Raw genomic sequence first — 12633 nt, forward strand, 5'->3', positions numbered from 1 at the left:
CGACCTCGCCCAGCCGTCTCTTGCGGAACGACTCGCGCACGCATCCGAGCGCGAATCGTCCCGCGCGGAGATCGGTCCGCGGCCGGACTCCGCGCGCATACGATGGTGCCCCCAGTGACGCTTCGGAGGACCGCGCGATGACCGAGAACCCCCTCGCCCACCGCCTCGACTACACGCTCGACGAGCTCGACGACGCCGCGCTGACGGCATCCCCTCTCGCGCTCTTCCAGCGGTGGCTCACGGATGCCGCGGACCTCCCCGAACCGAACGCGATGGTCGTCTCGACAGTGGATGCCGAGCACCGGCCGACCTCGCGGACCGTACTGCTGCGCGGGGTCGACGACGACGGTGCGCTGTGGTTCTTCACCAACCGGGACTCGCGAAAGGGGCAGGCGTTGGCGGGGAACCCGGCGGTGTCGATCCTGTTCCCCTGGTACGCGCTGCAGCGGCAGGTGATCGTGCTCGGCACGGCCACGCCGCTGCCCGCCGAGCGGGACGACGCCTATTTCGCGTCGCGACCGCGCGGGTCGCAGCTGTCGGCCTGGGCGAGCCACCAGTCGGAGCCCGTGGCATCCCGTGCCGCGCTCGAGGAGCAGATGGCGGAGGTGTCGGCCCGCTTCGGCGACGACCAGCCCGTGCCGCGTCCGCCGCACTGGGGCGGGTATCGGGTGGAGCCGCGGGAGATCGAGTTCTGGCAGGGGCGTCCGTCGCGGTTGCACGATCGGATCGTGTTCGTGCGGGATGCCGCGGGGGAGTGGAGCGCGGTGCGACGGCAGCCGTGAGCGCCTCGAGCTGCAGATCGTTCGCCGTGTCAAGCTCTGGCATCCAGGCGGGAGCTGAGATGGTCTGGTGCTCATGGGGATGTCGGGCTTCGAGCTGAAGCGGATTGTTCTGCTCGCGTTTCCGCTGCCGATTCTTCTTGTGTTCCCGGCCGCGTTCGCCTTTCGCGGCCTGTGGCTACCGGCTCTTGCGTGCTCGCTGGGAGCGGCGGTGTACATCGTGCTCATCTGGCGATGGCAACGCGTCCGAGAAGCCGACGAAGCCCTCGCGCGTGCCGCGCTGCACGATGCGGCCGGGGCCGAGGAGAAGGAGGTGCACGTGCAGACCGCTCCTTCCACGGCCTCCGGGCCCGCACAAGGGCCACCCGCTGAAAGCTCCCCCCGCCGCCCCGCCCCGTAGATTCGATCCCATCCGCATCCGCGGGTCGCGAACTGAGTCACCACCCGGGGAGGCGAGACCATGGCGAAGAAGAACACCGACGCGCGTCAGCTTGACGAGAGAGCCTTCGTCGAGGCGACGTCGGAGGCGAAGTCGCGGTACGGCCGGTTCAACCTCGCGATCGTCGGCGCGTCGGGCGTCGGTAAGTCGTCGCTGGTCAACGCGGTGTTCGGGCGCGACTGGGCGAAGGTCGGGCGGGGGCTCCCCGTCACGCGGGGCGTGCACTTCTACAGCGACGACTCGCTCGGCATCTGGGACGTCGAGGGGTTCGAGATCGGCTCGCCCGTTCCGCCGGATCAGCAACTGCGTAACCACCTGGATGCCATCGCCGCCCACCCCGGCAACCATCAGATCTCCGTCGTCTGGTACTGCGTGCGGGCCGCCGACGACCGTCTCACTCCGGCCGACATCGCCATGATCCGCGAGCTCGACGCGCGGGGGCTGCCGGTGATCCTCGTGTTGACGAAGGTCGACTGGATCAAGAACCCGATCACCGGGCACCAGGGCGTCGCGAAAGACCTGCAGGCGTTCGTCGACTGGCTCAACGACCCCGTCGACCCGTCAACGGGCGAGCGCATCCGCATCCCGTACCGACAGGTCATCCTCACCTCCACCCGCGACCGGCACGGGAAGGGGAAGGGGCACGGCCTCGGTGACCTTGTCACGGAGACCCTCGAACTCGCCCCCGACCGCGACAAGGACGCCTTTCGCATCGCACAGCGACTCAACCTCCCGTGGAAGAGGGAGATGGCGCGGCCGATCATCGCCGCGGCGTCCGCAGCGGCCGCGGGGGCGGCATCCGTTCCGCTTCCTGTGTCGGATGCTGTCACGCTGGCGCCGATCCAGCTGACGATGATGGGACGCATCGCCGCCATCTACGACCTCGAGGTCAAGACGATGCTCTCGGCGGGGGCCCTCGCGCAGTTCGGCGTGCAGGTGGCCGGGCGAGCGCTCGCGACGAGCTTCCTCAAGCTCATCCCGGGCGCGGGGATCGTCGTGAACGCGGCCGTGGCGGCAGCGCTGACGGCAGCGACGGGCGAGAGCTGGCTCAAGATCTGCGAGCTGCTGCACACCGGCAAGATCGACGTGCGCAAGCTCGACCAGGAGTGGGCGAAGTACGCGCCGAGCTTCATGGACGTCGCGCGCAAGCTCGTCGAGCGGCGGGTGGGGCGGAAGTAGATCACCGGGGCGGCACGCGGAGCACGCAGCGAGTGGATGCCGGTAGGCCGCCGTTGCGCGCATCTCGGTCGGTCACGGCATCCGTCATGACGACCCTCGCCGCCACGGGGCGTGAAACCCTGGATCCACGATGACCGACACCACCCCCGCCGACCGCCTGCGCGCGGCGCTCGCGCACTCCGACGCCTCGGCGCGCCTGCAAGCGGCGCTCGCCGCGGGGACGCGGCCCGACGACAGCTACATCGCCGAGCTCGTGGCCCGGTGCGCGGTGGAGCCCGACTTCTTCGTGCGCGACATGCTCACGTGGGCGCTCACGCGTCACGACGCGACCCGGACCGTCGCGGAGCTGCTGCCCGAGGTGGCATCCGAGGTCCCGCAGGCGCGGAGCCAGGCCCTGCACACGCTGTCGAAGATCGGCGACCCCGCTGCGTTCGCCGTGATCACGCCGGTGGTGCTGCGCGATCGGCATCCCGAGGTGGCGCGGGCGGCGTGGCGCACGGCATCCGGGCTCGTTCCCGACGACGCCCACGAGTCGCTCGCCGACGAGCTCGCGACCCAGTTCGGACGCGGCGACCACGACACTCAGCGGAGCCTGAGCCGCGCGTTCGCGGCCATCGGGTACCGCGCCGAAGCCGCCGTCGAGCGCGCGGCGGCCTCGCCCTACGACGTCGTGAGCGCGCACGCGCGGGCGACGGCGATCGTCATGGACGACCCCGACACCGAGTTCGCCGAAGCGGTGGTCGAGGCGCGGCGCGTGGTGGCGCAGCGGGCGCTGCCCGAGGAGGACTGACCCGGGTCAGCCCCGGTGCACCTCGACCGCTCTCGAGAACAGGTGGACGAGGAACGCCCCGATCAGCAGGACCGGCGCGACACCGATCATCGACACCAGCGGTGACCCGGTGTCGGTCGACGACGTCGCGAACGCCACGACGAAGCCCACGACCACGCCGAGCGCGGCCACGGCGAGAGCGATCGCGCGCGTCGCGGGGGAGGCGCGGTGGACGGCGACGATCATCAGGATCGCCAGGGCGAACATCGTCGCCGCGGCGACGAGGAAGAGCGGGGATCCGCCGCTGATCGCGAGGAAGCCGGCGCCGCCGACCACGAACAGAACGCCCACCACGTACGCGAAGATCCGTGCGCGCCGCACGCGCGTCTCGGGTGGGAGGTTCCGCAGGGAGCCTGTCGTCATCCGTGTCTTCCGATCGTCATGGAAGTGCCAGGCTACCGGGACGGATGCGGGGCGGGGAAGGGCGGTGCCGGCCCGCATCGGATGCCGGGGGAGGGGGCGCGCGCCGGTCCTCGCGGGCGAACGATCGGCCCCCGCCCGCCGGGGAGGGTGGCCATTTCGTCCCGTGATTCCGCGGAAACCCGCCGCGAGACTTTCCGTCAAGCCCCCACCCCTCTCAGGGATCTCCACAACCCGGTCCAGTACCGTCTCACCCGGTCTGCGCGACTCCACGTGCTCAGGTCGACCCAACGACGTCGTCGACGAGCGCCCGTATCGCGCGCCGGACGAACGACGACGAGACGGGAGGCGACGGCATGACCACGATGGCGACCCCTCGCGTCCAGGCCGTGCCGTCGGCACCCGCTGCTCCGACGGCGGCGCGCCACCTTCCCTCGCTCACGGGCCTTCGCTGGGCGACCGCGATGCTCATCTTCGGTCACCACCTCATGGCGGTCGAGTACTTCGGCGGAACAGCCGGCGACGTGTGGGCCTTCGTCTTCGAGGCCGGAAAGACCGGCGTCACGCTCTTCTTCATCCTCTCGGGGTTCGTGCTGGCCTGGGGCTTCAAGCCGCAGCAGAGCGCGGGCTCGTTCTGGTGGCACCGCTTCGCGCGCATCTACCCGCTGCACCTCGTGGGCGTCGGTCTCGCGCTCGTCGCCGCCGCGACCCTCGTGCCCGAGATCCGCACCGACGGCGCCGCCCCGCTCGCGGCGAATGTGCTGCTGATCAACGGGTGGGTGCCCGACTGGTGGCAGGCCGGCAACCCCGCCAGCTGGTCGCTCGTGTGCGAGGCGTTCTTCTACCTCAGCTTCCCGTTCCTCATCCGCCCGCTCGTGCGGCTCTCCGCCCGTTCCCAGACGATCACCGTCGGCATCGCACTCGCGCTCGTCGCGCTGGCCCCGCAGATCGCCGCGCTCTCGCCGGTGCCGATGTCGGCGGCATCCACTCCCCTCCTGCGGCTGCCGGAGTTCGTCGTCGGCGTCACCCTCGCGCTGCTCGTGAAGCGCGGGGCGTGGATGCCACCTCGGGTGCGCTTCGTGCTGCCGCTCGCGGTCGTCGGCTACGCCCTGTCGGAGGCGCCGACGCTGCCCGGCACCGACGTGCACCCCGGTCTCGCGGTGACCGTCGGGGCCTTCGCTCTGCTCGTGGCCTCGCTGGCCTCGGCCGATGCGCACCGCTCGTCGACGTTCCTCGCGCGTCCGCTCTGGCAGGAACTCGGGCGCGTGTCGTTCGCCTTCTACCTCGTGCATCTGCTGGTGATCGCGTCGGTGTCGTCTGCTTGGCCCGACGGGCACCCGCAGCTGCCGTGGCGCCGTGCGGTTCTGCTCGCGCTCGCCGCGTTCGGGATCGCGCTCGCCCTGGCGTTCGTGATGCACAAGCTGGTCGAGGTGCCCGCGCAGCGGTGGCTGCTGACCTACGACCGATCGCGGAGGAATCGCGTGGCCGGAGTCGGGTCCGTTCGCTAGGCTCGCCGGATGTTCGGAGCCCACGCCCTCATCCTTCTGCTCGTGTGGGGCGTCGGCCTCGTCGTCATCGGGGCGGCCCTGTATTTCGTCGTGCGCCTCGCCGTGCTGCACGCGCTGAAGGCGCACACGCGGTGGGTCGACGGGGGGAAGCTGTAGCGCGTCTGCGTGCACACGCCCGGACAGGGGATCGCGGTGGAACGGGGCCGGACCGTTCTGTCCTCGCACGATCGCCTGTTCTCGCGAGGCGCGGGGTCGCGCGCGGGCCCGCAGCGCCCGGCCCGCGACACGCCCGGGCCCACCTGTCGTTCAGCAAGGCCTCGATACACTGCCCCGTGCCCGAAACACTGCTGAACCCCGACCGCGATGCCGCGCGGTCGACCGCCATCGACCCGTACGAGCTCGAGATCGCGCTGCGCGTCATCGACGCCGCCTCCTCGCTCGACCACGACGACCCCGCCTACATCGCCCTGCGCCGTCAGACCGGCAAGCTCTACAAGGACGTCAAGCGGCAGTCGCGCAAGGAGAAGCGCCAGCGCATCGCCGACGCCGACCGCGCGGTCGTGGCCGCCACCGCCACCGGCGCTCCCGATCGCATCGACGACGAGACCCGTGGCATCCCGCTGCAGGCCCGCACCGAGATGCCGTTCGCGGGCGAGCTGATCAAGGCGCGCGCCTGCTACATCTGCAAAGAGGACTACACCCTCGTCGACGCGTTCTATCACCAGCTCTGCCCCGACTGCGCGTCGATGAGCCACGAGAAGCGCGACGCCCGCACCGACCTCACCGGGCGCCGGGCCCTGCTGACCGGCGGTCGCGCCAAGATCGGAATGTACATCGCCCTGCGCCTGCTGCGCGACGGCGCGCACACGACCATCACCACGCGCTTCCCGCGTGATGCGGTGCGCCGGTTCTCGTCGCTGCCCGACAGCGCGGACTGGCTGCACCGCCTCAAGGTGGTCGGCATCGACCTGCGCGACCCGGCGCAGGTGATCGGGCTCGCCGAGTCGGTGGCGTCCGATGGTCCGCTCGACATCCTCATCAACAACGCAGCGCAAACCGTGCGGCGCTCGCCGGGAGCCTACAAACCCCTGGTGGATGCCGAACTGGCACCGCTCCCCGACGGACCGCTGCCCGAGCTCGTCACCTTCGGCCACACGAACGACGCCCACCCGCTCGCGCTCGCGCAGTCGGTGTCGGCGCACCCGATCCTCGCGTCTGCCGCCCGCACGGCCGACGAGCTGACCGCCGAGGCGATGGCGGCGGGCTCGTCGTCGCTCGAGCGGCTGATGACCGGGACGGCGATCGACGCGGGCGGCCTCATCCCCGACGAGGACCGCATCAACAGCTGGACGCAGCACGTCGACCAGGTCGAGCCCCTCGAGATGCTCGAGGTGCAGCTGGCGAACATGACCGCGCCGTTCCTGCTGGTCAGTCGCCTGCGGCCCGCGATGGCGGCATCCACGTTCGACCGGAAGTACATCGTCAACGTCTCGGCGATGGAGGGCGTGTTCGGTCGCGGCTACAAGGGCCCCGGCCACCCGCACACGAACATGGCCAAGGCCGCGTTGAACATGCTCACGCGTACGAGCGCCCGCGAGATGTTCGAGAACGACCGCATCCTGATGACCGCGGTCGACACCGGCTGGATCACCGACGAGCGCCCGCACTTCACCAAGGTGCGCCTGGCGGAGGAGGGCTTCCACGCCCCGCTCGACCTCGTCGACGGCGCGGCGCGCGTGTACGACCCGATCGTGCGCGGCGAGGCCGGCGAAGACCTGTTCGGCATCTTCTTGAAGGACTACCGCAAGAGCAGCTGGTGAGTCGCCGGGCGATCGCCGCGGCGTGAGGACCCTGGGCCTGTCGACGGGACCGGTACGCCCGGGGCGTCAGGCCGGCAGGAAGTACTCCCGCGCGAGCGGGGCGATCTCGATCCCGGATGCCGTCGCGGCGGTGACCCAGCGGAGCTCGGCGATCTCGGCATCCGGGGTCGGCTGCTGGGAGCCGATGTCGACGCGGAACACGTCGGCGACCACCTCGAAGCCGGGCTCGTTGGCCGCGGAGGCGCTGAACTCCCCGAGCGGCTCGAGGGCGTCGGGGGCGACGCGCACGCCGATCTCCTCGGCGAGCTCGCGCGCGAGCGTCTCGGCCGGGTTCTCGCCCGGCTCGGGCTTGCCGCCGGGCTGCATGAACGCGGTCGTGCCGGCCTTGCGCACGACGAGCAGGCGCCCGTCGGCGTCGGTGATCACCGCGGCCGAGACGCGGATACGGCGTGGGGCGGAAGCATCCGGAAGCACTCCCGCACGGTAGCAGTCGCGCCGGGGGTTCCTCGGTGGGGCCGGGCGTCGAACCGGCGCGGCCGCGGCCGCGCGGGCGCAGCGAGTGTCCACGAAACCCGGACGCCGGAGAATCCCGTCCGGGTGTCGTGGACACTCGGCGGGATGTTGGGGCTCGTTGCCGGTGCGGCAGAAGCGCCCGCGGCGGGCGGCGACGCACGCGCGGCGGGCGGCGACCCCAACGCGCGGGCGCGCGGCGGCGGGAGGCGCGCGGCTCGGGTCAGTGCGTCGAGCGCGGGACCGCCATCGACGGGATCGCTCCGTCGTCGGGGATGCCGTACGAGGCGATCACGCGCTCGAGGTAGCGGGTGATGACGTCCTGCTCCTCGTCGCTGAACTCGTCGAGCACGGCGTCGACGCTCGCGATCATCGGCATCAGGTGCCCCATCGCGCGGGCCATCGAGGTGTCGGTGGGCACCACGAGGACGCTCCGGCGGTCGGTGGGATGCGGGGTGCGCGTGACGTGTCCGAGATCGACGAGGCGGTCGATCGCGGCGGTGGTGGCGGCCGTCGTGAGGTCGAGGCGTCGCGAGAGCTCCCCTGGAGAGAGGGGGCCCGACATGACGAGGTGGCCCATGGCATCCAGGCCCGTCGGATTGACGGCGAGTTCACGCTGCAGCGCTTTCTCGAAGAGCGATCCGGCGGTGAAGAGGTCGCGCACGAGCGCGGTCGGGCGCCGCGTGGGCGGCACGGCGACGCCGCCGACGACGGGGGGTGGGGAGGAAGGGTTCGGCTCTTCCATGACTGGCACTCTACGCGTGATTGGGCTACCTTTCTCGTATCTCGATAATCGAGATACTCCAAAATCTAGCGAAGGCCTCCCATGACCGGCTTCCTCCGTTTCCTCACCTCGGCCCGCACGTCGTGGATCGTGCTCGTCGTGGCGTTCGCGGGCGTCGCGGCGCTGTTCGCCCTCGGCTCGGGCGCGACGAGCGACACGGCTCCGGCCACGGGTCTGCCCGACACGGCCGAGTCCGTGCAGGTGCAGAAGGTGCTCGACACCTTCCCCGACGCCGACACCACCTCGGCGCTGGTCGTGTTCGCCTCCGACGACGGCGAGGCTCTCCCCGCCGAGACGGTCGCCGCCATCCAGCAGAAGGCGTTCGGAGACCTCGTCGACCTGACGCCCGAGGGTTTCATCCCGCCGCCGCAGGTGTCGGAAGACGGCACCGTCGCCCTGCTGGTCGTGCCCCTCGCTCCCGAGGCCGACGTCGAGGCCCAGGCCGAGCGCGCCGCTGAGATCCGCACGCTCGCCGCCGACGGCCTCGACGGGGTGCGCACGTACCTCACCGGCCCCGAGGGCTTCGAGGTCGACATCGCCGCCGTGTTCGACGGCGCCGACTTCACCCTCCTGCTGACCACCGTCATCGTCGTCGCCGTGCTGCTGCTCATCACCTACCGCAGCCCGTGGCTCTGGCTCGTTCCGCTCATCGTCATCGGCACCGCCGACGCGTCGGCCGGTATCGTCGCGCGCCGCGTCGCGGCCGCGGTGGGGGTGCAGCTCGACGCGTCGATCACCGGCATCCTGTCGGTGCTCGTGTTCGGCGCGGGCACCAACTACGCCCTTCTGCTCATCGCCCGCTACCGTGACGAGCTGCGATCAGCCGAAGACCGGCGCGAGGCCATGCGTCGCGCCGTCCGCGGCGCCGGCCCGGCGATCATCGCCAGCGGTTCCACCGTGGCGCTGGCCCTCGCAACGCTGCTGCTCGGCGAGCTGTCGGGCAACCGCGCGCTCGGACTGGCGTGCGCGGTCGGCGTCATCGTGGCGATGGCGTTCGCCCTGCTCGTGCTGCCGGCCGCCCTCGTGCTGTTCGGTCGCTGGTTGTTCTGGCCCTACGTCCCGCGCTTCGGCTCGCCGGATGCCATCTCGCGCAGCCCGTGGGGGAAGCTCGGTCGCGGGGTCTCGCGTCGCCCGGTCGTGGTCGCGCTGAGCGGGGCGGTCGTGCTCGGTGCGCTTGCGAGCGGCCTGTTCTTCGTACAGACGGGTCTGTCGCAGAACGACCGGTTCCTGCAGAAGCCCGACGCCGTGACGGGTCAGGAGGTGCTCGCGGAGGCGTTCTCGGCCGGCGCCACCTCCCCGGCGACCGTGGTCGCGCCCGTCGCCGACGCCGACGCGGTCGTGGCGGCGGCGAGCGGGATCGAGGGCGTCGACTCCGCCCGCCTCGCCGAGGAGAACGGCGACTGGGCCCGCGTCGACGTCACGCTCTCGTCGTCGGCCGAGACCCCCGAGGCCTTCGCGACCATCGAACGACTGCGCGCCGACCTCGACACGGTCGGCTCCGGCGAGGCGCTCGTCGGCGGGCTCGACGCCCAGGCCCTCGATGTCGCCGGAGCCCAGCAGCGCGATCAAGACCTGATCATCCCGCTGATCCTCGTGCTTGTCTTCATCGTGCTGGTGATCCTGCTGCGCGCCCTCCTGGCGCCGATCCTGCTGCTCCTCGCCGTCGTCGCGAGCTTCTTCTCGGCTGTAGGGGCGGCGTGGTGGCTGTTCCAGACGCCGCTGTTCGGCTTCCCCGCGATCGACACGAACGTGCTGCTGTTCAGCTTCCTGTTCCTGGTCGCCCTCGGCGTCGACTACAGCATCTTCCTCGTCACCCGCGCGCAGGAGGAGAGCCGCACGCTCGGCACCACGCAGGGCATGATCCGCGCGCTCGCCGCGACCGGCGCGGTGATCACGAGCGCCGGCATCCTGCTCGCCGCGGTGTTCGCGGTGCTGGGCGTGCTGCCGCTCATCACTCTCACGCAGATCGGCATCATCGTCTGCATCGGCGTGCTGATCGACACGCTGCTCGTGCGCACGGTCATCGTGCCGGCCATGGCGTTCATCGCCGGCGACCGGTTCTGGTGGCCCCGCAAGCCGAAGGTGACGGACGCCGAAGCCGCGGCCGCGCAGACCACAGACGCGCCCGAGAAGATCGCCGCACCCGTGACCCGCGCCGAACGCCGGAAGGGCGTCGGCGTTCGATGAGACCCGCGGGCCGGGAGGAGCCCCCAACATACCCTCCCGGTCCGCGGCCTCGCCCGCCCGCTCGCGTGTGCGGCGGGCGGGGGTCTTCGGGCTCAGACCGTCTCGCGGCGGATGCCGTCGACGATCGGCCGGGTCGAGGCCAGCGCCGCGCGCACCAGCGCGAAGCCGCCGGCGAAGGTCGCGACGATGGTCAGCACCGACAGGGGCGCGACGATCAGGCTGATCCCCACGATCGGGAACGCCATCATCAGCCCGAGCGCGGCACCGCCTCCCGCGGCCCACCTCAACGGCACCATGACCGTGAGTCGACGTGCGCGCCGCAGCTCGGCATCCGGGATGCCGAGACGATCGAGCCCGACGATCAGCTCGCGCTCCTCGAGCACCGACGCCGCCTGCGTCACCCCCACGGCGCAGGCGAGCAGGAGGAACGCGATGCCGAGCGTGACCAGCACTCCCGTGCGGATGTCGGTCATCAGCGTCGTCGGTCCGGCGTCGCCCGCGACGTCGACGATCGACAGTCCGCACCCGGCCACGACCGCGATGAAGGCGACGATGGCCATCCCCGACACGCGCCGCCAGGCCGGGCCCGTGTGCGCGGCGAGCTCCCGCCCCGCGATGAGCTCGGACGCGGTGCGCGCGCGACGCGCCAGCGATCGGCCCCGCGCGGCGACGATCGGCGCGCCGATGAGATTGAGCAGGGCGAGCGCGCCCGCGAAGACGCCCAGCAGCAGGGCGATCCCCACGGCCGGGCCGAGCAGCTGCGCGACGACCGAGAAGTTCGACACCAGCAGCACGACGGCGACGATCAGCACCCCACCGACCACCAGGGCGGCCGTGCGCGACGGGGGAGCGGCGCTGCGGGTCCGCACCCCGAGCGGGGTGACGGCGACCCGGCGCAGGCTCGCGGCAGCGCTCGCCGCGCCGACCACGATGACACCGCCAAGCACACCGAGGCCGAGCAGTGGGTCGATCGCCACGGCGGCGACGCCGACGGGAGCGCCGAAGAACGGCAGGAGCCCCACGAGCGGAAGGAGCGCCGCATAGATCGCGACCCCGGCGACGGCGCCGACGGCGGCCACGGCCGTCGCCTCGAGCACGGTGAGCGCCCACAGCTCGCGCGTGCTCGCGCCCAGCAGCCGCAGGGTCGCGAGGCGATCGTTGCGGCGCCGGCTCGTGAGGCGGGCGGCCGCGGCGCCGAGCGTGACGAGCGGGACGGCGAGCAGCAGCAGGGCGAGCACCGCGAGGATGCCGTAGAGGCCGTTCCCGTCCGCGGTGCGCGGGTCGACGAGGAACATCCGCGCTCCTCCGGCGACCACGAGCAGCAGTGCGGTCGTGACGGCGAACGCGACGATCGGCAGCGCGACGGCGGCTCGACCCTGCCGCGCGGGACGCGTGAGCTGCCGCGCCAGGGGCAGGACGACGCTCATCGCGCGCCCCCGGCCGACGCGACCGCGCCGGTGTCGCTGACGACGCGCCCGTCGCTCACCCGCACCGTGCGCGAGCACCGGCGGGCGACGTCGGCGTCGTGCGTGACGACGACGAGCGTGCGCCCCTGACCCGTCGTGGCGTGCAGCAGGGCGTCGAGAACCTCGGCCGAGGTCGCCGAGTCGAGAGCCCCGGTCGGTTCGTCGGCGAAGACGACCGGCGCTCCCGTCACCTGGGCGCGGGCGATCGCGACGCGCTGCGCCTGACCGCCCGACAGCTGGCCGATACGGCGCTCCTCGAGCCCGGCCAGTCCGAGCGCGGCCAGCCACACGGCGGCGTGTCGTTCGGCATCCTGTCGTTTCGAGCCCGCCAGCAGCAGCGGCAGGGCCGCGTTCTCGACCGCGGTCAGTTCGGGCAGCAGCAGGTGCTGCTGGAACACGAAGCCCAGGGCCTCGCGGCGCACGCGGGCGCGCTCGCCCTCGGACAGCCCGACCAGCTCGCGCGAAGCCGCGCCGGGGGTGGACAGCACGATCGAGCCGGAGTCGGGGGCGATGACCGCCGCGAGACAGTGCAACAGCGTCGTCTTGCCCGATCCCGACGGACCCATCACGGCGACGGACTCACCGGCGTGGATGGTCAGCGAGACGTCGTCGAGGGCACGCAGGTCTCCGTAGCTCTTGACGAGCCCGTGGGCGGTGAGCACAGCAGAAGAAGTCATACCTCCATCACAGCGAGCGGCGCCCCGCGCGTCGTCGGCCGGGGGAGGTATCCCCGTCGTCCGAGCGGACGATTCCCCGGGCCGGGACGCCCCAC

13 protein-coding genes are annotated in these 12633 nt (G+C 71.9%); 8 read left to right on the forward strand and 5 right to left on the reverse strand.

The annotated features are described in order from the left end of the window. The first annotated feature begins 137 nt into the window (after positions 1-137). The 4 genes from pdxH to RWH45_RS07175 all read left to right on the forward strand — a co-directional run bounded on the left by pdxH (position 138) and on the right by RWH45_RS07175 (position 3187). Complete coding sequence (gene pdxH, locus RWH45_RS07160; protein ID WP_315994185.1) at positions 138-782, forward strand: pyridoxamine 5'-phosphate oxidase; 645 nt, start codon at positions 138-140, stop codon at positions 780-782. Positions 783-849: 67 nt separating this feature from the next. After that, complete coding sequence (locus tag RWH45_RS07165; RefSeq protein WP_315994186.1) at positions 850-1179, forward strand: hypothetical protein; 330 nt, start codon at positions 850-852, stop codon at positions 1177-1179. A 60-nt stretch (positions 1180-1239) separates the two neighbouring features. Then, positions 1240-2397 carry a GTPase gene (locus tag RWH45_RS07170; RefSeq protein ID WP_315994187.1) on the forward strand — a complete coding sequence of 386 codons (1158 nt, stop codon included), beginning with the start codon at positions 1240-1242 and terminating at the stop codon, positions 2395-2397. 130 nt (positions 2398-2527) lie between these two features. Continuing rightward, positions 2528-3187: a HEAT repeat domain-containing protein gene (locus RWH45_RS07175; protein ID WP_315994188.1), complete on the forward strand. Its 660-nt coding sequence runs from the start codon at positions 2528-2530 to the stop codon at positions 3185-3187. Between the two features lie 6 nt (positions 3188-3193). Here RWH45_RS07175 and RWH45_RS07180 read toward each other — a convergent pair whose 3' ends face one another. Then, positions 3194-3589: a hypothetical protein gene (locus RWH45_RS07180; protein ID WP_315994189.1), complete on the reverse strand. Its 396-nt coding sequence runs from the start codon at positions 3587-3589 to the stop codon at positions 3194-3196. Positions 3590-3942: 353 nt separating this feature from the next. Here RWH45_RS07180 and RWH45_RS07185 point away from each other — a divergent pair, with 353 nt between their 5' ends. From RWH45_RS07185 to RWH45_RS07195, 3 genes are all read left to right on the forward strand, one after another. Further along, positions 3943-5094 (forward strand): acyltransferase family protein, encoded by a 1152-nt coding sequence (locus RWH45_RS07185; RefSeq protein ID WP_315994190.1) that lies wholly within the window; start codon positions 3943-3945, stop codon positions 5092-5094. Positions 5095-5103: 9 nt separating this feature from the next. After that, positions 5104-5250 (forward strand): hypothetical protein, encoded by a 147-nt coding sequence (locus RWH45_RS07190; protein ID WP_315994191.1) that lies wholly within the window; start codon positions 5104-5106, stop codon positions 5248-5250. A 176-nt stretch (positions 5251-5426) separates the two neighbouring features. Next, positions 5427-6914 carry an SDR family NAD(P)-dependent oxidoreductase gene (locus RWH45_RS07195; RefSeq protein ID WP_315994192.1) on the forward strand — a complete coding sequence of 496 codons (1488 nt, stop codon included), beginning with the start codon at positions 5427-5429 and terminating at the stop codon, positions 6912-6914. A gap of 66 nt (positions 6915-6980) precedes the next feature. On the opposite strand, the gene RWH45_RS07200 is transcribed toward RWH45_RS07195, so the two are convergent. After that, entirely contained in the window at positions 6981-7388 is a 408-nt protein-coding gene (locus tag RWH45_RS07200) for an NUDIX hydrolase (protein ID WP_315994193.1), read from the reverse strand. Between the two features lie 259 nt (positions 7389-7647). Then, a complete protein-coding gene (locus RWH45_RS07205; protein WP_315994194.1) occupies positions 7648-8169 on the reverse strand; it encodes a MarR family winged helix-turn-helix transcriptional regulator in 522 nt (173 codons plus the stop codon). A gap of 81 nt (positions 8170-8250) precedes the next feature. On the opposite strand from RWH45_RS07205, the gene RWH45_RS07210 reads away from it, so the two are divergent. Continuing rightward, positions 8251-10395, forward strand: coding sequence for an MMPL family transporter (locus tag RWH45_RS07210; RefSeq protein ID WP_315994195.1), 2145 nt, complete (start codon positions 8251-8253; stop codon positions 10393-10395). Between the two features lie 92 nt (positions 10396-10487). Here RWH45_RS07210 and RWH45_RS07215 read toward each other — a convergent pair whose 3' ends face one another. Further along, the gene (locus tag RWH45_RS07215) at positions 10488-11822 is read right to left on the reverse strand and encodes an FtsX-like permease family protein (RefSeq protein WP_315994196.1); all 1335 of its coding nucleotides are present in this window, start codon (positions 11820-11822) and stop codon (positions 10488-10490) included. Continuing rightward, entirely contained in the window at positions 11819-12538 is a 720-nt protein-coding gene (locus tag RWH45_RS07220) for an ABC transporter ATP-binding protein (RefSeq protein WP_315994197.1), read from the reverse strand. Before RWH45_RS07220 ends, RWH45_RS07215 begins: the two co-directional genes overlap by 4 nt. Between the last annotated feature and the right edge of the window lie 95 nt (positions 12539-12633).

Origin of the sequence: Microbacterium galbum (assembly GCF_032464915.1) — a bacterium.
Lineage (GTDB): Bacteria > Actinomycetota > Actinomycetes > Actinomycetales > Microbacteriaceae > Microbacterium > Microbacterium galbum.

Bases quoted from the DNA above. Each gene is read 5' to 3' on its own strand.
- pdxH (WP_315994185.1), top strand. From the start codon at position 138: ATGACCGAGAACCCCCTCGCCCACCGCCTCGACTACACGCTCGACGAG.
- RWH45_RS07170 (WP_315994187.1), top strand. From the start codon at position 1,240: ATGGCGAAGAAGAACACCGACGCGCGTCAGCTTGACGAGAGAGCCTTC.
- RWH45_RS07175 (WP_315994188.1), top strand. From the start codon at position 2,528: ATGACCGACACCACCCCCGCCGACCGCCTGCGCGCGGCGCTCGCGCAC.
- RWH45_RS07180 (WP_315994189.1), bottom strand. From the start codon at position 3,589: ATGACGACAGGCTCCCTGCGGAACCTCCCACCCGAGACGCGCGTGCGG.
- RWH45_RS07185 (WP_315994190.1), top strand. From the start codon at position 3,943: ATGACCACGATGGCGACCCCTCGCGTCCAGGCCGTGCCGTCGGCACCC.
- RWH45_RS07190 (WP_315994191.1), top strand. From the start codon at position 5,104: ATGTTCGGAGCCCACGCCCTCATCCTTCTGCTCGTGTGGGGCGTCGGC.
- RWH45_RS07205 (WP_315994194.1), bottom strand. From the start codon at position 8,169: ATGGAAGAGCCGAACCCTTCCTCCCCACCCCCCGTCGTCGGCGGCGTC.
- RWH45_RS07210 (WP_315994195.1), top strand. From the start codon at position 8,251: ATGACCGGCTTCCTCCGTTTCCTCACCTCGGCCCGCACGTCGTGGATC.
- RWH45_RS07215 (WP_315994196.1), bottom strand. From the start codon at position 11,822: ATGAGCGTCGTCCTGCCCCTGGCGCGGCAGCTCACGCGTCCCGCGCGG.
- RWH45_RS07220 (WP_315994197.1), bottom strand. From the start codon at position 12,538: ATGACTTCTTCTGCTGTGCTCACCGCCCACGGGCTCGTCAAGAGCTAC.